16 protein-coding genes are annotated in these 22,103 nt (G+C 74.1%); 8 read left to right on the plus strand and 8 right to left on the minus strand.

Annotated elements, in window-relative coordinates:
* Nucleotides 1-8: 8 nt before the first annotated feature.
* Together CFP65_RS02450 and CFP65_RS02455 are read right to left on the minus strand one after the other, a co-directional pair.
* Nucleotides 9-2,519 carry a DUF11 domain-containing protein gene (locus CFP65_RS02450; RefSeq protein ID WP_254552181.1) on the minus strand — a complete coding sequence of 837 codons (2,511 nt, stop codon included), beginning with the start codon at nt 2,517-2,519 and terminating at the stop codon, nt 9-11.
* Between the two features lie 163 nt (nt 2,520-2,682).
* Nucleotides 2,683-3,102, minus strand: coding sequence for a DUF5997 family protein (locus CFP65_RS02455; RefSeq protein ID WP_104814526.1), 420 nt, complete (start codon nt 3,100-3,102; stop codon nt 2,683-2,685).
* Between the two features lie 58 nt (nt 3,103-3,160).
* On the opposite strand from CFP65_RS02455, the gene CFP65_RS02460 reads away from it, so the two are divergent.
* The 5 genes from CFP65_RS02460 (at nt 3,161) to CFP65_RS02480 (ending at nt 7,979) form a co-directional block, all read left to right on the plus strand.
* Nucleotides 3,161-3,967 (plus strand): LysR family substrate-binding domain-containing protein, encoded by an 807-nt coding sequence (locus CFP65_RS02460; RefSeq protein WP_254552182.1) that lies wholly within the window; start codon nt 3,161-3,163, stop codon nt 3,965-3,967.
* Between the two features lie 72 nt (nt 3,968-4,039).
* Nucleotides 4,040-4,624, plus strand: coding sequence for a TetR/AcrR family transcriptional regulator (locus CFP65_RS02465; protein ID WP_104814528.1), 585 nt, complete (start codon nt 4,040-4,042; stop codon nt 4,622-4,624).
* A gap of 126 nt (nt 4,625-4,750) precedes the next feature.
* The gene (locus CFP65_RS02470; protein ID WP_104814529.1) at nt 4,751-5,731 is read left to right on the plus strand and encodes a zinc-binding dehydrogenase; all 981 of its coding nucleotides are present in this window, start codon (nt 4,751-4,753) and stop codon (nt 5,729-5,731) included.
* Between the two features lie 79 nt (nt 5,732-5,810).
* Nucleotides 5,811-7,352 (plus strand): AMP-binding protein, encoded by a 1,542-nt coding sequence (locus tag CFP65_RS02475; RefSeq protein ID WP_104814530.1) that lies wholly within the window; start codon nt 5,811-5,813, stop codon nt 7,350-7,352.
* Between the two features lie 183 nt (nt 7,353-7,535).
* Nucleotides 7,536-7,979, plus strand: coding sequence for an SSI family serine proteinase inhibitor (locus CFP65_RS02480; protein ID WP_104814531.1), 444 nt, complete (start codon nt 7,536-7,538; stop codon nt 7,977-7,979).
* A 93-nt stretch (nt 7,980-8,072) separates the two neighbouring features.
* On the opposite strand, the gene CFP65_RS02485 is transcribed toward CFP65_RS02480, so the two are convergent.
* The gene (locus CFP65_RS02485; protein WP_104814532.1) at nt 8,073-9,875 is read right to left on the minus strand and encodes a ricin-type beta-trefoil lectin domain protein; all 1,803 of its coding nucleotides are present in this window, start codon (nt 9,873-9,875) and stop codon (nt 8,073-8,075) included.
* Nucleotides 9,876-10,023: 148 nt separating this feature from the next.
* On the opposite strand from CFP65_RS02485, the gene CFP65_RS02490 reads away from it, so the two are divergent.
* Nucleotides 10,024-10,911, plus strand: a complete 888-nt coding sequence (locus CFP65_RS02490) for a polysaccharide deacetylase family protein (protein ID WP_254552183.1) — start codon at nt 10,024-10,026, stop codon at nt 10,909-10,911.
* A gap of 34 nt (nt 10,912-10,945) precedes the next feature.
* On the opposite strand, the gene CFP65_RS02495 is transcribed toward CFP65_RS02490, so the two are convergent.
* From CFP65_RS02495 to CFP65_RS02515, 5 genes are all read right to left on the minus strand, one after another.
* A complete protein-coding gene (locus tag CFP65_RS02495; protein WP_104814534.1) occupies nt 10,946-11,587 on the minus strand; it encodes a class I SAM-dependent methyltransferase in 642 nt (213 codons plus the stop codon).
* 24 nt (nt 11,588-11,611) lie between these two features.
* Nucleotides 11,612-12,691 carry a MerR family transcriptional regulator gene (locus CFP65_RS02500; protein WP_217368129.1) on the minus strand — a complete coding sequence of 360 codons (1,080 nt, stop codon included), beginning with the start codon at nt 12,689-12,691 and terminating at the stop codon, nt 11,612-11,614.
* A gap of 306 nt (nt 12,692-12,997) precedes the next feature.
* Entirely contained in the window at nt 12,998-16,168 is a 3,171-nt protein-coding gene (locus CFP65_RS02505) for a hypothetical protein (protein WP_104814536.1), read from the minus strand.
* Complete coding sequence (locus tag CFP65_RS02510) at nt 16,165-18,036, minus strand: HSP90 family protein (RefSeq protein ID WP_104814537.1); 1,872 nt, start codon at nt 18,034-18,036, stop codon at nt 16,165-16,167. Before CFP65_RS02510 ends, CFP65_RS02505 begins: the two co-directional genes overlap by 4 nt.
* A gap of 11 nt (nt 18,037-18,047) precedes the next feature.
* Nucleotides 18,048-19,082 (minus strand): hypothetical protein, encoded by a 1,035-nt coding sequence (locus tag CFP65_RS02515; RefSeq protein WP_104814538.1) that lies wholly within the window; start codon nt 19,080-19,082, stop codon nt 18,048-18,050.
* A 289-nt stretch (nt 19,083-19,371) separates the two neighbouring features.
* Here CFP65_RS02515 and CFP65_RS02520 point away from each other — a divergent pair, with 289 nt between their 5' ends.
* Together CFP65_RS02520 and CFP65_RS02525 are read left to right on the plus strand one after the other, a co-directional pair.
* Nucleotides 19,372-20,538: a CapA family protein gene (locus CFP65_RS02520; protein ID WP_104814539.1), complete on the plus strand. Its 1,167-nt coding sequence runs from the start codon at nt 19,372-19,374 to the stop codon at nt 20,536-20,538.
* Between the two features lie 12 nt (nt 20,539-20,550).
* On the plus strand, nt 20,551-21,555 hold the full coding sequence (locus CFP65_RS02525) for an aldo/keto reductase (RefSeq protein WP_104814540.1): 1,005 nt from the start codon (nt 20,551-20,553) through the stop codon (nt 21,553-21,555).
* Nucleotides 21,556-22,103: the final 548 nt, after the last annotated feature.

Consider the following 22,103-nt stretch of genomic DNA (forward strand, 5'->3'; position numbering starts at 1 on the left):
GCGCGCGGTCAGTTCTTGTCGGGCACCGCCAGGATGCAGAGCAGCGAGCAGGCCACCGCCGCGGAGGGCGCGCTGGTGCTCGGCGGCGTGCCGGCGGGAGCGCCGGCCGCCACGAAGCTGGCCGAGGCGGTGTTCTTCAGCGGCAGCGCCAGCAGGAAGGAGTCGCAGTAGACCTGGCGGCTGGCACCGCTCGCCAGGCTGAAGCTGCCGGCGGCCTGTCGGCAGCCGGGGGTGACGGCGTCGTTCACGGTGACGTTCGCCGCGTCCACCGGGCCCGCGTTGGTCACGGTGATCCGCCAGTGCGCGGTGCCCAGCAGGCCGAGCAGCCCGACCGGGCTGGTCTTGGCCCAGGGGCCCGGGCCGCCGGGGGCGCAGTCGTGCCAGTTGCCCGAGCCGCAGATCTCCTTCTCCACGGTGACGTTCGGCCGGCAGCCGGTGCCGGGGGCGACGGCGGTGGTGACGGTGTTGGAGGTGAGCGCGCCGGTGGCGTCGGTGCCGGTCGCGGTGTTGGTCAGCTGGGTGGTCGCGCAGTCGGCGGTCACCACCGTGCGGAAGCAGAACTGCGGTGCGTCGCCCTGGAATTCGGCCACCAGCGCGGGGTGGTTGGTGCTGGTGAAGTCGCCGGTGCCGGTGAGCACCAGCTGCACGGTGACGGTCACCGCGGGGTGTGCGGTGGCGTTGAGGGAGGCCAGGTCCACCGTGCCGTCGGCGCCGAGCGCCGGGGCGAGCACCGGGGTGCCGTCGGCGTCGGTGACCAGGACGTGCGAGGCCGCCAGGTCGACGTGGGAGAGGTCGAGGTCGGTCAGCCGGGCCTTGCCGTACTGCTGGACGTGGCCGGCGGCGCCGTCGCAGTAGAAGTCGCCGGGCTTGAGCGTGACGGTGGCCCCGCTGTGCACGCAGGGGCTGGCGGCGGTGGCCGGGTCGAGCGAGAAGACCACGCCGCCGTCGCCGAGGCCGATCAGGCAGCGGGTGGTGGCGTCGTAGGAGTAGCCGTAGTCGCGGGTGGCCCCGCCGTTCACGCCGGGGTGGCCGGCCGGCAGCGGGAAGCCGGCGCAGGGCGCGTTCGCCGTCCAGTCGTGGCAGAGCGTCGCCCCGGGCACGCTGCCGCCCCAGGCGGGGAAGTAGCTTCGGGTCGCACCCCCTGCGGTGACCGTCTCGGGGTTGAAGGTCAGCACGTTGCCGGCCAGCGCGGCCAGCGTGCCGGGCGCGGCGTGCGCCGAGCCGTCCAGGCCGTAGCAGGTGGTCAGCACGTTGGCGCCGCCCACGGTGCTGGTGCAGACCCCGTCGGGCTGCCCGGCGGTGCTGTACGAGGCGAAGGCGTCGTAGGTGTAGTAGCCCGCGTTCGGCCCGGCGGGGTGCGGGGTGTCCCAGCCCGCGCAGGTGGTGTTGGCGGCGGTGTCGAAGCAGCCGAGCACCGGCGGGCCGGTCACCGTCGAGCCGGAGGTCTGCGGCGAGGAGGAGGCGAAGACCTTCTCCCCCACCACGATGAGCCCGCCCAGGTAGAGCGCGGTCGGGGTGCTCGGCAGGTCGTGGTTGGGCGCGACCACCGGCGCGTACGGCTGCCCGGCGCAGGGCTGGCGGGTGGCCAGGGTCAGGCAGAGCACCTGCCCGGTGGTGGCCACCCCGTAGACGCTGCCGCCGGCCTTGACCAGGCCGGCCAGGCTGTTGGCGCTGCTGGGCGAGGTGCCGGTGGGCGCCAGCGCGGTGTACCCGCAGTTGGCCTGGGCCGCCAGGTCGAGGCAGCCGACGCCGACCGAGCCGGTGGTGACGGCCGGGTAGTAGAGCAGGTTCGGCTGCTGCGGGTCGAAGACGTACTGCGGGGTCAGCGGGCTGCCGATGTCCCCGGTCCGGCCGGTGCCGAGCGGGCCGGCCGCCGTGTTCAGCGGGCGCGGCCAGGGGCCGCCGGCGCAGAGCTGACCGGTGGAGAGGCTGTTGCAGACCAGCTGCGGGGCGCCGATCGCGGCGTGGTGGTAGATGCTCCAGGACTGCACCTCGCCGGCGGCCGTCCGGTACAGCACGGGCGTGAACCCGTCCCCGCCGGTGGCCTGGGCCGCGGCCTGCACCGGGGCGAGCAGCGGGGCCGACACACCGGTGCCGCCGGCCCGGGCCACCGGGTTGTCGGCCCGGACGGCCGTGGTGGCCGCGCCCTGGTCGGTGCCGGTGAAGGTGGATCCGTCGGTGGACCAGGACGGCGTCCACCCGGGCGGGACGTGCAGCGAGCCGGGGACGTAGCTCTGCGCGGTGCCGGCGCCGACGATCCGGTCGGTGACGGTGGCCGGGGCGGCGGCGCCGCCCGCCGCGCCGTTCGTGTAGTTCACCGTCCAGCCGACGGTGTCCCCGTGGTCGGCGGCGGCCGCCCCGGGGTGGGTGACGTCCTGCACGCTCTTGACCAGCGTGGACGGCGCGGGCGCCGGGCCGTCGGCGGCTCGGGCGGCCAAGCCGCCCGGCGCCAGCAGGAGCAGGGCGACGGCGAGGGTGGCGCCCAGCAGGGCGCGTGGCGGACGCGAGCTTCTCAGCACAGGTGTTCCACCTCTGACTCTGATCAGCAGGAGGCCTGACGTGCCGTCAGGCCGGGCCGCCGATCAGATTAGAAGAGTGGAAGGTAAAGCCCGGGCCGCAGTCCGGTATTGGCCGTATCCCGACCGGAACTGACCATCCGTCCGCGAAGCGGGGCAGCCCGGATCAGGCGCCCTTGGCGGCCTTCGCGGCCTTGGCGGCGGCGTCCTTCTCCTGCTTCTCCTTGATCCGCACGGCCTCCTTGCGGACGTCCACCTGGTTGGCGCGCTCGTGCTGAAGCCAGAGCGGGTTCTCCTGCTTGAGCGCCTCGATCTCCTCGGTGGTGAGCGCCTCGCTCACGCCGCCCCGGGCCAGGCCGGAGATGGAGACGCCGAGCTTGGCGGCGACCACCGGGCGCGGGTGCGGGCCGTTCTGGCGCAGGTCCTGGAGCCACTGCGGCGGCTCGGCCTGCAGCGCGTTGAGCTCCTCGCGGGAGACCAGGCCCTCCCGGAAGCCGGCGGGCGCCGCGTCGAGGTAGATCCCGAGCTTCTTGGCCGCGGTGGCGGGCTTCATGGTCTGGCTGGTCTTCTGCTTGAGCGAGGTCATGGTGACAAGGGTAAGGGAGTGGGCGGGCGCTCCCCGCCACGGTCGGTAGCCTTGGCCCGTGACAGAGATGCAGGTGAACCCGGACTTCCGGCTCGTGTACGTCCCGGGCGTGACGCCCGGCAAGTGGACCCGGGTCTGGGGCGAGCGACTCCCGGACGTACCGCTCGCGCTGAGCGCGGTGGCCGTCGGCGAGGCCGAGCCGGCCCTGCACCAGGGCACGGCGGACGCCGGGCTGGTCCGGCTGCCGGTCGACCGGGACGTGCTCAGCGCCATCCCCCTCTACACCGAGACCACCGTGGTGGTCATCCCCAAGGACCACTGGCTGGCCGCCGCCGAGGAGGTCACCCTGGACGACCTCTCCGACGAGGTGGTCTTCCACCCGCTGGACGACAGCCTGGACTGGTCGGCCGGCCTGCCCGGCCGCCCGGCCTTCGAGCGCCCGGCCACCACCGGCGACGCGATCGAGCTGGTCGCGGCCAACGTCGGCGTGCTGCTGGTGCCGCAGTCGCTGGCCCGGCTGCACCACCGCCGCGACCTCACCTTCCGCCCGATGGTCGAGGCCCCGCAGTCCCAGGTCGCGCTGGCCTGGCCGCAGGAGCAGACCACCGAGCTGGTCGAGGAGTTCATCGGCATCGTCCGCGGCCGCACCGCCAACAGCTCCCGCGGCCGGGGCGCCCAGCCCGCCGAGACCCCGAAGGCCGCCCCCAAGAAGGCCGCCCAACCCCGCAAGCCCCAGGCCGGCAAGCCCCAGCCCGGCAAGGGCGGCTCCGGCCAGCGCACCCAGGGCAAGCCCCGCCCCGGCGCCGGCGGTCGGGGCGGCACCCAGAAGCGCACCGGCGGCGGCAAGCCGAAGCGCGGGCGCTGATCCGGCCCGCCTCCCCCGGCCCCGCTCCGGAAACCCCTGGTTCTTGAATGACCGTTCAGCTACAGTCGGGGCATGCCACGACCACGGGAGTTCGAGCCGGAGCAGGTCCTGGAGGCGGCCATGCGGCGCTTCTGGGAGCGCGGCTACCGGGCCACCTCCATCGAAGACCTGGTGAAGGCCACGGGGGTCAAGCCGGGGAGCATCTACAGCGCCTTCCCCGGCGGCAAGCGGGCGCTCTTCCTCAAGTCGCTGGAGCGCTACTCGAAGCTGATCGTCCCGCAGAAGCTCGGCGAGCTCGACTCCCCCGCCGCCTCGGTCGCCGAGGTGCGCGGGTACTTCGACGGCCTGGTCCGCGATCTGACCAGCCCCGAGGGCCGGCAGGGCTGCCTGCTGGTCAACACCGCGATCGAGGACGCCGCCGAGGACGACGAGGCCGCCGCCGTGGTCCGTGGCCACCTGGCCCGACTGGAAGACCGCATGACCCGCGCCCTGCGCACCGCGCAGCGGCGCGGCGAGGTGCGGGAGGGGCTCGACCCGGCCGGTTCGGCCCGGCTCCTGGTCGCCACCGCCCAGGGGCTGATGGTGGTCGGGAAGGCCAATCCGGACGAGACCGTGCTGCGGGCCATCGTCGACAACGCCTTCGCCGGGCTGCACTGACCCTTCCGCCCCCTGCGGGCCGCCACACCGCGTGGCGGCCGTTTTTTCGGCCCCATAAATGAACGACCATTCAAGAACGACCCGCGAACCATCCGAGAACGTCCTTCGCGAACGGAGACAGCCACCATGCGCGCCATCGTCATCTCCTCCCCCGGCGGCCCCGAGGTGCTCACCCACACCGAGCTGCCCGACCCGCACCCGGCCGAGGGTGAAGTCCTGGTCCGCGTCCGCGCGTTCGGCCTCAACCACGCCGAGACCTACCTGCGCAGCGGGGCCTGGGGCGAGGTGGCCGAGGTCACCGGGATCGAGTGCGCCGGCGAGGTGCTGCAGGACCCGAGCGGGCGGCTCGCGGCCGGCACGGCCGTGGTGGCCCTGCTCGGCGGGATGGGGCGGACCAGGAACGGCAGCTACGCCGAGCAGGTCACCGTGCCCGCGAGCAACGTGCTGCCGGTCCAGACCACCCTTTCCTGGGCCGAGTTGGCCGCCGTCCCGGAGGTCTACGCGACCGCCTGGAGTGCGCTGCACGGCAATCTCGCGCTCCGCCCCGGCGAGACGGTGCTGGTCCGGGGCGCCACCTCCTCGCTGGGCCGGGCGGCCGTCGACTTGGCCCGCGACCACGGCGCCACCGTGCTGGCCACCACCCGCGACGCCGCCCGGGCCGGGCTGCTGCGGGAGTTCGGCGCCGACCGGGTGCTGGTGGACGACGGGCAGCTGGCCTCGCAGGTGCGGGAGCTGGGGCTCGCCGTGGACGCGGTGCTCGACATCGTGGGCAACAGCGTGCTGCGCGATTCGCTGGCCACCGTCCGCCCGCGCGGCCGGGTCTGCCAGCTCGGCTTCCTGGGCGGGCTCGCGCCGGTCGACGCGTTCAACCCGCTCACCGATCTGCCCTCCGGCGTCCAACTGAGCTTCTTCGGCTCCGCGTTCGTCCTCGGCACGCCGGAGTTCCCGCTCACCGCGATCCCGTTCGACACCATTCTGGCCAAGATCGCGGCCGGCCGGCTGCGGGCGGAGCCGGCCCGGGTGTTCGACTTCGCGGAGATCGTCGAGGCCCACCGGGTAATGGCCTCCGGCACGGCGCTCGGCAAGCTGGTCGTCACGGTGGATTGATTCGCGCCACTGGCGCCCGGCCGGCGGCGGGGGATATATCGTGGTCGCACCATTCCAGTGCGAAGGGAACGAACTGCCCATGACCGACGCGGAGTTCATCAGTGCCCCCGCCTTGATCCTCCGGTCCCTCGCCGCCACGCCCGAGCGACAGGTGATCGTCACCGCCGACGGCCTCGGCATCACCGCCCTCGAGTTCACCACCGCCACCTGCCGGCTCGCGCACGAGCTGATCGCCCGGGGCGTCGGCCGGGGCGACACCGTCACCCTGCTCACCGGCAACACCGCCGAGGCGCTCGGCGCCCGCCACGCCGCCGGGCTGGCGGGCGCCCGGGTGGTGCACCTGTACGACGGCATGAGCGCGCCCTCGCTGGCCCGGATCGTGGCCAGCGTGGACACCACCGTGCTGCTGGTGGACGCCGAACGGTACGCGGACGCCGCCGAGTTGCTCCCGCTGATCGAGGTGCCGACCGTGCTCACCCTGGGCCCCGGCCCGGCGGGCATCGGGCCGGACGTGACGGCCGCCGCCGCGCACCGGCCGGCCACCCCGCCCGCCGTCGAGATCCTGCCCGAGGACGACATCGGCATCCGGCACACCGGCGGCACCACCGGCATCCCCAAGGGCGTGCTCAGCCTGCACGGGCCCTACCGCCGCGCCTTCGACCTCGACCTCGGCTTCGGCGGCGACGCCCGGTTCCTGGTCGCCACCCCGCTGGCCCACATGGCCGGCGTCTTCGCCGACCTGACGCTCCACCACGGCGGCACGGTGGTGCTCCAGCGCTCCTTCGACCCCGGCGAGGTGCTGGCCGCCGTCGAGCGCGAGCGGATCACCTTCCTCTGGACGCTGCCGCCGCTGCTCCACCAGCTGCTCGACCACCCGGCGATCGGCCGCACCGACCTCTCCAGCCTGCGCCACCTGGTCTACGGCGGCTGCGCGGCCTCGCCCGCCCGGATCCGGGAGGCGATCGGGGCGTTCGGCCCGGTCCTGGTCGGCGCCTACGGGATGTCCGAGGCCCAGGTGATCTCCCTGCTCTCCCCGCCGGAGCACGACCGGATCAAACCCGGCGACCCGGTGCCGGTCGGCCGCCCCTCCCCCGGCGTGGAGGTGGAGATCCGGGCCGAGGACGGCCGCCCGCTGCCCACCGGCGAGCACGGGGCGGTGCACGTGCGCTCCGGCGGCCTGATGGCCGGGTACTGGAAGCAGCCGGAGCTCACCGCCCAGGTGCTGCGGGGTGGTTGGCTCGACACCGGCGACCTCGGCTACTTCGACCAGGAGGGCTACCTCTACCTGGCCGACCGGGCCAAGGACCTGGTGATCGTGGTCGGCGGCCACGTCTACCCGACCGAGGTCGAGGAGCTGCTGCTCACCCACCCGGCCGTCGCCCGCTGCGCGGTCTTCGGCGTGCGGGACGACCAGGAGGTGGAGCACGTCCACGTCGCCGTCGTCCCCACCCCCGGCCTGCACCCCGAACTATCCTCCCTGCGAGCCTTCGTGACGGCTCGTCGAGGCCGGATCTACGCCCCAGACGCCCTCCACCTGGTCGAGGAGATCCCGCTGACCCCGGTCGGCAAGCCGGACCGCAAGCGGATGCGGGCCGAGCTGGCGAATCGGGAGCCCTTGTGAGGTGAGCACGTCATCTGACGGTTCATCAGCTGTTCATGATCTCTTGTATGCCGGGGGCTGATCAACGGACTCAAGATCCGCATAGTGTGCCTACGCACCCCACGGTGGATCCACCGGGCTGGGGGCTCCCCCTCGTCAAGTCGCCTGCCACGAGCGTACGGCGACCTCACGAAAGGCATCACCATGCGCAAGATCACGATCACGGCCGGCACCTTCGTCGCCGGCGCGGCCGCCCTGCTCCTCTCCACCGGAGTGGCGCAGGCGAGCGCCGAACGCGTGAGCACGCCCGTGCTGCTGGGCTCGCTACAGCTCGCCAAGACCGGGGCCGACGGCACCACCACCACGGCCTCGCTCAACTGCGTCCGCGGGATCGACGTCTACGGCCAGACCTACCTGGACGGCAACGGCACCGTCACCGACCCCACCGCGGCCTGCCAGGAACTGGCCGCGGTGAACGGTGACTTCACCCAGCTCAACGTGCACCCCAGCTGGCTGCCGACGGCCCAGGTCGCGCCGGTCACCGCCTCGGCCACCGGCCACTGGGGCAACACCGCGGTGAACTGGTCACAGGACTTCACCAACCCCTCCGCCCTGGCGAAGAAGACCGGCGACGTCTTCGTCTTCTGACGCCCGGGGGCGCCGACCTGACGATCCACCAGGTCGGCGCCCCACGGGGGGCTCAGCTCCACCCGTCTCCGCCCGTCTCGGCCGCCTGAGTCGTCAGGAGGCGGGCGGAGTCGCGAACGGCGCGCTCCAGGTCTGGTTGGGCTGGTGGCTGCCACAGGTGTAGGTGGCCACCGGCTTGGCCTTGTTGTTCAGCGAACCGCCGGCGATGTCGGCGCAGACCCCGCCCGCCTTGAGCTGGCCGCCCAGGGTGTAGGTCCAGAGCTGCTTGGCGTCGGCTCCGTTGCAGGTGCGCAGCTTCAGGCCGGTGGACTCGCCGGAGATGCAGAGCCCGGGCGCGGCGAGCGAGCTGATCCGCCCGTCGGCCTGGCGCTGCCACTGCTGGTTGCTGCCGCTGTGGCAGTCCCAGAGGCCCACCGTGGTGCCGTTGGTGGCGCCGTTGTACGCGTCCAGGCAGTAGGCGTACGCCTGGAAGCCGGGCTGCGCGGCCTGGATCTGGCCGGTGGGCAGCGCGGCGCCGCAGTTGCCGGGGGCCACGGTGTACATCACGTTGTCGTGCGCGCCGATGGCGGTGGTGAGCGAGCCGGTCACCTGCGAACTGGCGTGACTCCACAGGTCCTTGACCGTGTGGGCGCAGCCGGCGTCGGTAAAGCCGAGCCGGGAGAGGTCGAGAGTGAAGTTGGTGGCGGTGGCGTTCTTGTTGACCACCACCACGGCCCGCGAGCCGTCGGCCAGCGGCTTGACCACCGTCTCGGTGCCGGCGGTGGTGCCGGCCCCGTCCCGGGTGGCGAGGTAGCCGCCGGCGGTGGTGTCCTGGTCCACCGCGATGATGTCAGCGTTCTTCAGGATGCTCAACTGCGGGGCGTAGGCGGTCGGGTCGGCGGCCATCTTCCGCACGTCGGTACTGATCATCAGCGGGGAGCCCATCGCGGACCAGAGCGCGAACTGGCTGCGCTGCTCGGCCGGGCTGAGCTGGTTGTTGTCGCCGATCAGCAGCATGTCGGCGTCGTTGTGGTTGCCGGCGCCGTTGTAGCGGGCCAGCGCGACGGTGTCCTCGAAGTTCTGCAGCACCCCGCCCTCGTAGTAGTCGCCGCCGTGCTGCCAATCCCAGCCGCTGTTCGGCTGGTTGGCGTGCCAGACCTGGATGTCGGGGCTGACCCGCCACATCTGGCCGAGGCCGCGGACCCACTCCTGGGTGTCGTACTTCGTCGCGCTGTCCGGCCCGTACCCGGCGGGGGCGGACTCGTTGAAGAGGATCTTGCGGGTGGAGTTCGCGGTGGCCGTGTTCAGCGCGTTGGCGGTGGCGGTGAACTCCTGGCGCCGGTTGGCGTCGGTCGTCCCGCAGTTGTCGAGCTTGAGCGAGTCGACGCCCCAGTACGCCAGCGAGTTGGCGTCCACCTGCTCGTGGCCCATCACCCCGCCGGGCACGCCCTGGCAGGTGTTGACGCCGGAGGTGCTGTAGACGCCCGCCTGCATGCCGAGGCCGTGCAGGTAGTTCGCGTAGTCGGTGAGCTCCCAGTCGAAGCCGGGCTGGCTGCTGCCGCCCCAGGTCGCCGCGCCGTGCAGGTAGCCGGCGCTGGTGCGCTGCATCCAGCAGTCGTCCACCGTGAGGTTGGTGTATCCGGCGGCGACCAGGCCGGTGTCCTTCATCGCCTTGGCCTGGTCCTCCATGAACTGCTGGAAGGAGTACCCGGCCGTGGTGCCGTCGAGGCGCGCCTGCGCCGCGCAGGTGAACCGTGCCCAGTCGTTGAACCCCATCATCGGCTTGACCCCGACCGGGGTGCTGGTGTTCGCCGCCACCGGGTCGGCGACGGCGGCCGTGCTGCCGATGGTCACGGCCGGTGCCAGCGCCAGCACGGCCGCCGTACAGACCCCTGTGACCCGCTGCTGCCATCTCATGTGGATGCTCCCGACTGAGTGCTTATGATCAAATCTGCGCTTTAATCAATGCTTCGCGCAGCTTCGAGCAAGAGTGCTCATGCCGTGCACGCTCCGTCAAGAGATCCGGCGTTGCAAAACCTGACGTTCCGTCGGTTCATAGGGAGATATGAGGATCACTGCGCAGCGTCCCGGCCCCGGCCGCATGCTCAGCCGACGGACGCTGCTGGCCTCGGCCGCCACCGCCCTGACCGCCTGCGGTTCCTCCGTCCCAGCTCCGCCCGGGACCCCGTCCCCCGCGGTGACGCCCTCCCCCTCGGCCTCGCCCTCCGCGCGCCCCACCCCGGTGCTGCCCACCGAGGCCGAGGTGATCGCCCGGCACCAGGGCGCGGTGCCCACCGAGTGGGGCACCGCCGTCACGGGGGTGGTCTCCGCGCTGCCGGACGGAGCCACCGGGACGGCGCTCACCTTCGACGCCTGCGGCGGGCCCGGCGGGTCCGGGTACGACGCCGCGCTGATCGACCTGCTGCGCGAGCACGGCGTCCCGGCCACGCTCTTCCTCAACGCCCGGTGGATCGACGCCAACCCGGAGGTCTTCGCCCGCCTCGCGGCCGACCCGCTGTTCGAGATCGGCAACCACGGCACCCTGCACCGCCCGCTCTCGGTCACCGGCCGCTCGGCCTACGGCATCGCCGGCACCCGCGACCTGAGCGAGGCGTACCAGGAGGTCGCCGGCAACGCCGCCAAGCTCACCGGGCTGCTCGGCCGGCCGCCGCGGTTCTTCCGCTCCGGCACCGCCCACTACGACGAGATCGCCACCCAGGTGGTCGCCGACCTGGGCCAACGGGTGGCCGGCTTCTCCGTGAACGCCGACGCCGGGGCCACCTATACCGCCGCCCAGGTCAGCCGGGAACTCGCCGCCGCCCCGCCCGGCGCCATCGTCATCGGCCACTTCAACCACCCGGGCAGCGGCACCGCCCCCGGCCTGGCAGCCGCCCTGCCACCCCTGCTGGCGGCCGGCCGCCGCTTCCTCCGCCTCTCCGAGGCCCTCCCCTGAGGCCCCCTCCCCCTGCTACTCGGGGGAGCCTGCTTCAGCGACCCCCGTCCTTCACCGCCAGCAGCTGCACCTCCCGGAACTGCCGCTTGTCGGCGGGCCCCGGCTCGGCGATCAGCCGGGCCGCCTCCCGCAGCCCGACCGCGCGCAGCAGCTCCGCCAGCCGGTCGGGCGACCAGCGGTACGCCGTCACCACCGAGTGGTCGTACGGCTGGGTCTCGATCCCCGGCTCCTCGGTGGTGAAGCAGCTGATCAGCAGCCGCCCGCCGGGCGCCAGCACCCGGGCGAACTCGGCGAGCACCGCCGGCACCTCGGCGGGCGCGAAGTGGATGATCGAGTACCGCGACAGCACCCCGCCCAGCACCCCGTCCGCCAGGTCGAGCGCCCGCAGCGACCCCCGCTCGAACCGCAGCTGCGGGTACGCGGCCCGGGCCAGCCGGATCATCTCCGCCGAGCCGTCCACCCCGAACGCCCGCAGCCCCAGCTCGGCCAGCCGGGCCGTCACGTACCCCGGCCCGCACCCGAGGTCCGCCACCTCGCCACCGCCCCCGGCCCGCACCTGCTCGGCGAAGGCCGCGAGCAGCGCCCGCTCCACCGGCCGCTCCCGCAGGCTGTCGGCGAACAGCTCCGCGTACCGCACGGCCACGGCGTCGTAGGCGGTGGGGGTGGCGTCACTCATCGGGCGTCTCTCCTTCGGTCGGCGTCAGTCCTGCGGCTCGATCACGTCCGCGACCGCGCAGGCGATGTTGTCGGGCCCGCCGGCCCGGTTGGCCAGCTCGACCAGTTGCTGGACCACCTGGTCGGGGTCGGGGGTGGTGCTGAGCACGGTGTGCAGACGGTCGGCGGGCACCACGGTGGTCAGCCCGTCGGAGCAGAGCAGATAGCGGTCGCCCACCCGGGCGGTGTGCAGCGAGAGGTCGGGCCGGTGCTCGCCCGAGCCGGTGAGGGCGCGGATCAGCAGCGCGCGCTGCGGGTGCGAGGCGGCCTCCGCCAGGGTCAGCCGTCCGTCGTCCACCATCGACTGCACCAGGGTGTGGTCGTGGGTGATCTGGTACAGCTCACCCGCGCGCAGCAGATAGGCCCGGGTGTCGCCGATGTGCACCAGAGCCAGCTGCGAGCCCGTCCAGAGCATCGCCGTCAGGGTGGTGCCGAGTCCGGGCAGCCCCGGCTCGGCCTCGGCGAGGCTGCGCACCTGGGCGTCGGCCCGGGTGACGGCCTCCGCCAGCGCATTGAGCAGATCACCGGCGGGCAGCCCGTCCGCCAACCGCTTCAGCGCCTCGATCGCCACCGCGCCGGCGCGGTCGCCACCGCCCTCGGCGCCCATGCCGTCCGCCACGGCGATCAGCCGGGCGTCGGCGTAGGCCGTGTCGTCGTTGCGTTCGCGGACCAGCCCGGCGTCGGAGCGCGCGGCGTAGCGGATCCGCAGGTCGGTGGTCTCGGTCATGGTGGGGTCCTTCCCGGAGAGGTGGTCCACGAGGAAGGCGGCCAGGTCCTGCCGGGCGGCGGTCTCGGCCACCACCTGCTGCCAGTAGCCGGCCACTTCACCGGCCGCACGGATGGGCTCGAGCTCCAACACCAGCCGGATCCGCGCCAGCGGCATCCCGAGCCGGCGCAGCCAGGCCACCAGCCTGGCCCGCTCCACCTGCCCCGGCGCGTACCGCCGGTAACCGGTGACGGGATCCACCTCGGCGGGCCGGAGCAGCCCGAGCTCGTCGTACAGCCGGAGCGCCTTCGGCGACAGCCGCGTCACCCGGGCGAACGCCCCGATCGTCAGCAGCTCCACGCCCATCCTCCTCGTCACCGGGCACGGTGCCCGGCCCCACCGATGCTGGGCCTTCCCCAAGGGTCAAGGTCAACAGCCCCGGCCCGGGCACCCCACCGGGCCCTCGTCGCCGACCGGTCCTCGCACCCGCCTCGCCCACCCGCCGGCCGCCTCGCCCGCCGGTCGGCGCCTAGGGGCCCAGGCACTCGGTACCTCGGTGCCTCGGTGCCTCGGTGCCTCGGTGCCTCGGTGCCTCGGTGCCGGGCGGAGGCACCGGCCGGACGGGAGGAGCCGCGCCCCGGCTCCTCCCGTCCGCCCGCCACCCGCTCAGCCCAGGCTGCCCCGCAGGGCCCGCAGGGTGTGCGCCGCCTCCGGCAGGCCGGCCGTGTCCGCCTCGGCGGCGGCACGGTCGAGGCGGACGCGGGCCGCCTCGCGGCGGTCCAGCTTGCGACCCTCGACCAGCGCGGCCAGCCGGACCGCCTCGAAGCGGGCCGGGCGGTCGGCGAAGCCCGCCGCGTCGTAGACGGCCACCGACTCCTCGAACGCGGCCAGCGCCTCCTCGAACCGCTCGGTGATGCCGTGCACCCGCCCCCGGGCGTAGAGGCACTGGGCCCGGTCCACCTCGACGCTGCGGAACTGCTCCCGCGCCGCCTCCGGGTACTCCTCCCGCAGCCGGTCGGCCTGGTCCAGGTACCCGAGCGCCTCCTCGGCGGCCTCGCCGCCCCGGCGGTCGGCCGCTTCGAGCGCCATGGTGCGCAGCGTCTCCGTGAGTTCGGCGACCAGCGGAGCCTCCCGGTGGGACTCCAGCGCCCGCCCCAGCGCGGCCCGCGCACCGTCCCAACTCCCGGCCAGCGCGAGTGCCCGGGCGGCGCCGGCGGCCGCCGAGGTGAGCGGCTCCTTCGCCGGCCAACCGCTCACCGCGTCCGCGAGCAGCAGGAACTGCGCGGCGGCCTCCCGGGGTTCGCCCACCGAGAGCAGCGCATTGGCCAGCTCCAGCCGGATCTGCGCGGTCAACTCCTCGGCATCGGAGACGGCCCCGCCCTCACTGGTTCCGCCCTCACCGGTTCCGGCCGCACGGCGCTCGGCCGCAGCGGCGGCGTCCTCGTCACCCTCAGTCGCCGCAGGCCCGGCCGCCGCACGCCCGGTCGCCGCAGGCCCGACCGCCCCGCGCTCCGCAAGCAGGCCCGGCCGGGCAGCGGTGACGCCGTCGACCAGGGATTCCAGGATCGCCACCCCGTCCGCGGGCGAGCCCTGGGCGGAGAACGCGCGGGCCAGCTGGAGTCGGACCTCCCGGGCCTCCTCGGGCCGGCCCTCGCGGTCGAGGCGGGCCGCCGCCTCGGAGTAGGCGCGGACGGCCGTCCGGTAGCGGCCGGCCCGGTGGGCCAGGCCGCCGAGCATCCGGTGCAGGCCGGTCAGCTCGTCAGCGGGGGCCTCGGGCGTGGCCTCGGCCAGGCCGCGCTCCAGCTCGGCCATCGCCTCCTCCGACCGGCCCTGGCCGCTGATCGCGAGCGCGAGCAGCATCCGGGCCCTCGGCAGGCGCCAGGACCAGCCCTGCTGCTCGAAGATCTCCACGGCGCGGCGGGCGTCGGCCTCGGCCACCGCCCCGTCACCGTGCCCGGCCCGGTACTCCGCGAGCACCTCGTGGGCCACGGCCGGCTGCGCCCAGATGCCCCCGGCCAGGCCCTCGGCGATCAGCGCCTCGGCCTCGGCCACGAACACCCCGCTCCACCGGGCGTGCTGCTCGGGCGATTCGGCGTGGAACATCACGTGCCGCGCGATGAAGACCCGGCACTGCCGCACCACGAGGCGCCGACGCGGCGCCTGGTCCGCGTCGGCGTCCGCGTCCGCCGCGCCCCCGTCACCGGGGGCCTCCGCCACCAGCTTGTCGATCCGCCCGAGCAACTCCTCCAACACCGGCCAGACCGCCTCCGCCGCCACGGCCTCACGCGAAGCCGCACCCTCGTCGGCGCCCGCACCCGCGCCCTCGTCGGATCCCTCGTCGGATCCCGCGTCGGCGCCCGTCCCCGCGTCCGGCCGGACCGCGCTGCACCACGCCGCCCGCGCCTGAGCAGCGATCGCCCGCGCGGGCAGGCCGGCGGCCGTGTAGGCGGCCACCGCCTCCGCCAACTGCTCGGCCACCGTCTCCCAGTCGTGGCGCTCGGAGGCCCGGTGCGACAACTCCAACGCGATGTCGCCGCGCAGCCGTTCGTCCACCGCCGCCGCGTCGTCCTGCCCGGCCCGCTCGATGATCGCGGCCCAGAGCACCTTGGCCCGGGGGTGCCCGATCTGGTCCAAGGCCCTTGCCTCGGCCACGAGTTCGCCGAACTCCGCCGGCAGCTCGACCGGCGGTGCCGGAGCAGCCTCCACCGCAGGGGCCGGCCCCACCGGCGCCGAGATCTGCACCCCCAGGTTGAGCTGGGCCACCAGCGGCCGCACGGCCAGCCGCTTCCGGCGTCGGTCGGAGACCGCCTCGTTCCCGTTGCGCGCGTCGAACCGACCGGCCAACTGGTCGGCCTGTGCGGCGACTTCGGAGCGCAGCGCAGCCACCGTCCACTCGGTGCCGAGCGGGCCCGCGCAGGGCAGCTCGCCGTGGCCGGTCTCCACCAGGCGGGCGAGCAGCAGCTCCACGCCGGTGAGGAAGGCGAGCCGGTTGCTCGGGGCGGCGGTGAACTCGAAGGAGGCCCGGTTCTGGGCCAGCAGTTCGAGGCCGCGGGCCTCGTTGCCGGTCAGCGCGCAGAACTCCAGGTGGCGGCCGATAGCGGTGAGGGCGGATTCCTTGCCGCGCACCTTGCGGTAGCCGGCCAGGTGCGCGGCGCGGGCCTCCTCGTACCGGCCCAGGCGCAGCAGCGGCAGCAGGGCCAGTGCCTGGCTGCTGTGCGGCTCCTCCTCGCAGCCGCCCTCCTCGAAGAGCCGCAGCTCGGCCAGCCCGCGCTCGTCCTCGCCGTGCCGGAAGTGGTGGGCGGCCCGGCCGCGCGGTTCGCAGGCCCGGCAGTCGCTCAGCTGGGTGCGGGCCCGAGTGGCCCAGAGCTCGTACGCGAGCTGCTCGTTCTCGCCCAACTCCCGGGCCAGTTCGAACTCCTGGGCGTACACCGGCTGGAGGTCGTGGCCGGCCTCCTCGTACCGGCGGCGCATCTCGGCGATCCAGCCGCGCACGGCGGCCAGCGGCACGTCCGGGGTGGCGAGCAGGCCGGCGGTGACCCACTTGAAGTACCAGAAAAGCCGGTGCGTCTCGTACTCGTCGAACCAGCTGCGGTCCTCGTCCCAGAGCTGGAGCAGCCGGGCGAAGGCGACGGGGTACTTCACCGCCTCGCCGCTGCCGTGGTAGCAGCGCATCAACTCGACCAGGGCGGAGACGGTGACCTCGGGGTCGCCGAAGCTCTCGGCGGCGTCGACGAGTTCCTCCGCGATCGCGGCGGTGGCGCGCCCCTCGGGGCGCTCCCGGTTCGCCCGCAGGGCGGCGTAGAACTCGTCCCGGGTGGCGGGGGTGGTCTCGGTCATCGGGGGTCCTTGGTGCCGTTGTCGGCCGCCGGCGCGCCGGCGGCCTGGGTGGCGAAGTCGAGCAGGCCCAGGAACGAGCGGTTCAGCAGGGCGTGGTCGGAGGGTCGCAGCGGGCGGCGGGAGAGCAGCAGGGCCTGGCCGTAGAGCGCCTCGACGGCCGTCTCGGTCAGCTGCGGGTCGGCCGTGCCGGCCAGCTCCGCCAGCCGGCGGATCAGCGGGTTGAGGTGGTTGAGGATGAGCTGGGCGCGCGGGGCCGAGGAGCTCAGCGAGTTGAGGATGCCGGCCCACAAGTCGTCCGCCCCGGCGGAGAGTTCGGCGCGGCGGCGGTCGTGTCGGGCCTCCCGGTTGTCCACCAGCATCGCGGGCACGCCGACCGGCTGGAAGGAGCGCAGCGCCACGTCGGCGCCGAGCCGGTCGGCCACCGCGCGGGCCCGGGCCAGGAACGGCGCGGCGGCCAGCTCGGTGCCCGGGTCCACGCTGTCCAGGTGGGCGGTGACGGTCTCCGGGTCGAGGTCGGTCACGGTGGTGCCGGGGCGCACCTGCGGGAGCCGGTGCACGAGTTCGCGGTCGTAGACGTACCCGCCGTTGATCACGCCGAGGCCGGCGGCGGCCGCGATCGAGGAGACCTGGCGGAACTCCTCCACGGTCTGGGTGACCAGCACCACCGGGTGGCTGCGGCAGAACTCGTCCAGGCTGACGGTGCCGTCGGTGGTCTCGAACGGCAGCCAGGGCAGCAGCAGCGCGAGCAGCTCGTCGTCGTAGCGGGCCAGCGCCTTGACGGCCAGGTGGTGCACGTCCAGGAACCGGCGCAGCAGCGCCAGGTCGCTGGCGGCCAGGCCGGTCAGCCACTGCCGGATCCGCTCGCCGATCGCGTCCCGGACGGCGGCCAGCGTCTCGTCGGCGTACAGCGCCTCGCGCGAGGCGGTGGGCCGCAGGCCGGTGGTGTCCACCACGCAGGCCGCGAAGAAGGCCCAGTCGGGGAGGAGTTCGGTGGCCTGGTCGGAGAGCAGCATGCCCTTGAGGTGCACCCGGTGGCCGGACCGCTTGGTCGGGTGGGCGGGCGTGGGCAGCACGAAGGCCACGCCCTTGAGGCCGACCAGCGGGATGTCCAGGTCGATGGTGTCCAGCGGGGTGAAGTCGAAGGTGGCCTTGCCGTAGGCGGCCAGCGCCTCCCGGCGGGCCAGCGGCGAGCGGTACGCCCGCTCCCAGACCGGCGGGGTGTCGTTCACCCGGGTCGCCTCGCCGTGCCGGTCCACCACCGCCACCTCGTAGCGGAGCAAGGACCCGAAGTGGCGGGCCAGTTGGAGCACGGTGCCGGGCTCAAGCCACTGGCTGCCATCGGCCCGAGGGGTGAGCGTCACGGTGGTGCCGGGCTCGGTGACGGTGCCGGCGGGCAGGGTGCGGATGGCGTACGTGCCGTCGCTGCGCCCGCGCCACTCGACGGCGGGGGCACCGGGCGTCTTGGCGCTGCGCGAGACCACCAGGATCTCGTCGGCCACCACGAAGCAGGCCAGCAGGCCGATGCCGAACTGGCCGATGAAGTCGGCCCGGGCCTCGGCCAGGTCGAGGTCGCCGTCGGCGGTGCGCTTGGAGGAGCGGCCGATGGTGGCCAGGAAGGTGTGCACGTCGGCCTCGGTCAGGCCGACCCCGGAGTCCTGCACGGTGATGCCGCCGCCGACCCCGGTGCGGATGGTGATCCGGGCGGGGGCCTCGGGGTCGAGCGCGCGGCGCGCGGTGATCGCGTCCACCGCGTTCTGCATCAGCTCGCGCAGGTAGACCCGGGGCGAGGAGTAGAGGTGGTGGGAGAGCAGGTCGACGAGGCCGCGGAGGTCGACCTGGAAGGTGTGGCCCGGCTGGTTGGTGGTCACTGGTCTGGCTCCTACTTCGCCTTCTTGCACTGCTGACGGGCGGTGGCGAAGACCCGGCCCGGGTCTCCGTAGAGCTGCCAGGGCGAGGCCGTCGGGCGGTCGCCGATCAACTCGAACAGCTGCCGGGCGCTCACCTTGTCGTCCGCGAGCCAGAACGCCATCGCGAAGGCGTTGAGCGCGGGGTAGGGCGACTCGGTGGGGGCGTACTCGGGGTGCAGCACGGACTCGGCCGCGGCCTTGCGCAGGTCGAGGATCACCTCGGGCTGGGTGATGTAGGCGGCGTCCTCACCGTTGGTCAGGTCGAGCCACTGCTCGAGGTGCGCGTGGGCGCTCAGCGCGCCGAGGCTGCTGCCGGGCGCGGCCTGGGCCCGCGCTTCGCGGGCGAAGGCGTGCATCTCCTCGTGCGAACCGCTCCACTTGGCGCAGACCTGCTGGAGCATCGCCAGGTGCAGGTTGAGGTCGCCGGGCGAGCGGCGCCGCCCTGCCTCGAACCGGCGGCGGGTCACCTCGGGCCCGTGCTCCAGGCCGCGCGAGACGGTGGTCAGGAAGTACCAGGGCGCGGCCGCGTCCGGGTCCAGCTCGGCGGCGGCGTACAGGTGCTCCTCGGCCAGGGCGAGGCGCTGGTGGAACAGCTCGAACTGCTCCCGGCTGACCTGCGAGGCCCGCGCCCCGCTCCGCGCCTCCCAGGCCCAGCCCACGTGCCGGGCCCCGCAGACCGTCCGGGCCAGCGCGTCCTTGGGCCGGCTGCCGCCGATCTCCAGCAGGAAGTCGCCGCCGAGCCCGTCCACGGAGCCGATCAGCCAGTTCAGCCGGCTGTGGTCGCCCCGGTCCCGGCAGGGCTGCAGGATCGCCGCCACGGCCTCCCAGTCCTTGCCCGTCACGGCCCCGCGCAGCTTGGTCAGCTCCGGGTCGTCGTGGTTGTGGCCGAGCGGCACCGGCTTGACCCCGGACGCCGAGCGCCCGGAGCCCGTGCCGCGCTTGCCGACGGCGCGCGCGGCCAGGAAGCCGGCGATCAGCACCGGCCCCAGGAACGAGAGGTTCGACACGAATATCCTTCCGACAGCCGTACCGGTGCCTGATTCACCCGGCCGGCAGCGGCAGGCTATCGGACCCCCGCGACAGCCCGACAACGCAATATCCCCGGCCCGGTCCGATTGTCCGGTTCTGCGCACGAACATCCCCCCGCGCCCCCGCTGGCCTGGGATTTCGCCCGTCCCGGCTGCGCCCTCCGGGTGGACCGCCGGACGCCACGCCTCCGCTTGCCGCCCCATCCGCCACGCCGGCCGCAGACTCGACGGATCCGGTCAGCCCTTCCGACTGCAAGGTGATCCGACGATGCGTCTGCCGGCCCTGGCGGTCACCGCCGCGCTGCTCACCACCGCCACGGCCTGCACGGCCTCCCCCGCCCCGGCCCCCGCGCCGACGCCCAGTCCGGCGGCCTCCTCCGCCGCCGGGCCGCGCCCCTTCACCCTGGTCGCCTCGGGGGACGTGCTGCCGCACAAGGAGATCATCCAGCAGGCCGCCGAGGACGCGGGGGGCGCCGGCTACGACTTCACCAGGATGTTCGCCGGGATCAAGCCCGTGGTGCAGGGCGCCGACCTGGCGATCTGTCACATGGAGACGGTCTACGGCCCGGACGGCGGCCCGTTCACCGGCTGGCCCACCTTCAAATCGCCCCCGCAGGTGGCCCGCGCGCTCAAGGAGACCGGGTACGCGGCCTGCGACACCGCCTCCAACCACACCCTCGACGACGGCGCGGCCGGCATCCGCCGCACCCTGGACGCCCTGGACGCGGCCGGCCTGCGCCACACCGGCTCGGCCCGCACCGCCGAGGAGGCCGCCGCCCCGGCCCTGCTCCACGTGCACGGCGCCACCGTGGCCCACCTCGCCTACACCTACGGCACCAACGACTTCCCGCTGCCGGCCGGTCAGCCCTGGGCGGTCAACCTGATCGACGGCGACCGGATCCTCGCCGACGCCAAGGCGGCCCGCGCCGCCGGGGCCGACCTCGTGCTGGTCAGCCTGCACTGGGGCACCGAGTGGCAGGACGAGCCGAACGAGCAGCAACTGGCCCTCACCAAGCAGCTGACGGCCGGGCAGCCGGCCGACGCGCCCGTGATCGACCTGATCCTGGGCACCCACGCGCACATCCCGCAGGCGTACGAGAAGGTCAACGGCACCTGGACGGTCTACGGGATGGGCGACCAGCTCGCCGGGCACATGTTCGACTACACGGGAGCCGAGGACCCGCGCGGCAACTGGAGCTCGATCGCCCGCTTCACCTTCTCGCCCCCGGCCGCGCCGGGCCGCCGCTGGCAGGTCACCAAGGCCGAGGCGATCGCCCAGCTCACCGACCTCGGCCCGCCGTACCGCGTGCTCGACCTCGCCGAGGCGGCCCGTCTGCACCCGGACCGCACCGACTACGCTCGGGCCCTGGCCCACATCCGCTCGGTGGTGCTCAGCCGTGGCGCGGCCGCAGCGGGGCTCTCCTTCGCCCCCTGAGGACGTCCCCCCGTGCCCACCGCACTCCCCCATTCCCCCTCCTCTTCATTTTCCTCCTCCTCCGTCGCTCGCTTCGGCCTGGGCACGGCCGCCGTCGGACGGCCGGGGTACATCACCCTCGGCCGCGCGGCCGACCTCCCGGCCGAGCGCACGGTGGACGCCCTGCGCGAGCGCACCCACGAGCTGCTCGACGCCGCGTACGCGGCCGGCGTGCGCTACTTCGACTCGGCCCGCTCCTATGGGCGGGCCGAGGAGTTCCTCGGCGGCTGGCTGGCGGCCCGGCCCGAGGCGGCGGCCAAGGTCACCGTCGGCAGCAAGTGGGGCTACACCTACACCGCCGACTGGCGCACCTCGGGCGTGGCCGCGCACGAGGTCAAGGAGCACTCGGTCGCGGTGTTCGACCGTCAGATCACCGAGACCCGGGCCCTGCTCGGCCGCCACCTGGACGTGTACCTGGTGCACTCGGTCACCCCGGAGAGCCCGGCGCTCACCGACCCGGCCCTGCACGAGCGGCTCGCCGCCCTGGCCGCCGAGGGCGTCCGGGTCGGCCTCTCCACCAGCGGACCGGCCCAGGCCGAGGCGATCCGCGCGGCCCTCGCCCTCACCGTCGACGGCCGGCCGCTCTTCTCCGCCGTCCAGTCCACCTGGAACCTGCTCGAGACCTCCACCGCCCCCGCCCTCGCCGAGGCCCACGCGGCCGGCTGGCTGGTCGTGGTCAAGGAAGCCATGGCCAACGGCCGCCTGGCCGACCGCAATGCCACCGGCCCCGACACCGCCCCCCTCCGCACCGCCGCCACCGAGGCCGGCACCACCTGCGACGCCCTCGCCCTCGCCGCAGCCGCCGCCCACCCCTGGGCCGACCTCGTCCTCTCCGGCGCCGCCACCCCGGCCCAACTCACCTCCAACCTCACCGCCGCCACCCTCACCCCCACCCCCGCCGACCTGACCCCCCTCACCCCCATGTCCGAGCCCGCCGAAACCTACTGGCGCACCCGAGCCACCCTCCCCTGGTCCTGACCGCCCGTCACCCGTTCCGCAAGAACCGCAGGTAACAGGCCCCGAACACCAACACGATCCCCACGTTCACCATCAACCGGGACTGATACAAGAGCCGCGGCGCCGTCGTCACGGCCGTAGCCCTGGTCGCCGCCGGCGTCACCCCACCGGCCCTGGCCGCCGCGAGCTGGGAGGAGGCCTCCGACGACGTCAACGCCCTGAGTGAGGAAGCCTCGACCCTCTACTCCTCCACCCCGGCCAACCGCGCCATCGGCGGAGCCCTCCACCAACCCCCCGACTTCTCGCACGCCGACCGCCCCGAAACGCACGCTCTGGCCGAGTTCGCCGCCCAATGCGCCACCGGCTCCCGCACCCCCGTCCTCGACGTCCTCGTCGACCCGACCACCGGCGCGAACGCCCTGGTCTTCCCCACCCTCGCCCACACGGCGAGCAGCATCCTGATCGGCCGCGACGAGACCGGCGCGGGCGTCGGCATCTTCTGGTCCAACTTCGACGGCTGAGGCGGCCGGCCGCAGACCTGACGGCGGGTTCGATTCCGCCGACATGTG

The sequence above is a fragment of the Kitasatospora sp. MMS16-BH015 genome, assembly GCF_002943525.1.
Classification (GTDB): domain Bacteria; phylum Actinomycetota; class Actinomycetes; order Streptomycetales; family Streptomycetaceae; genus Kitasatospora.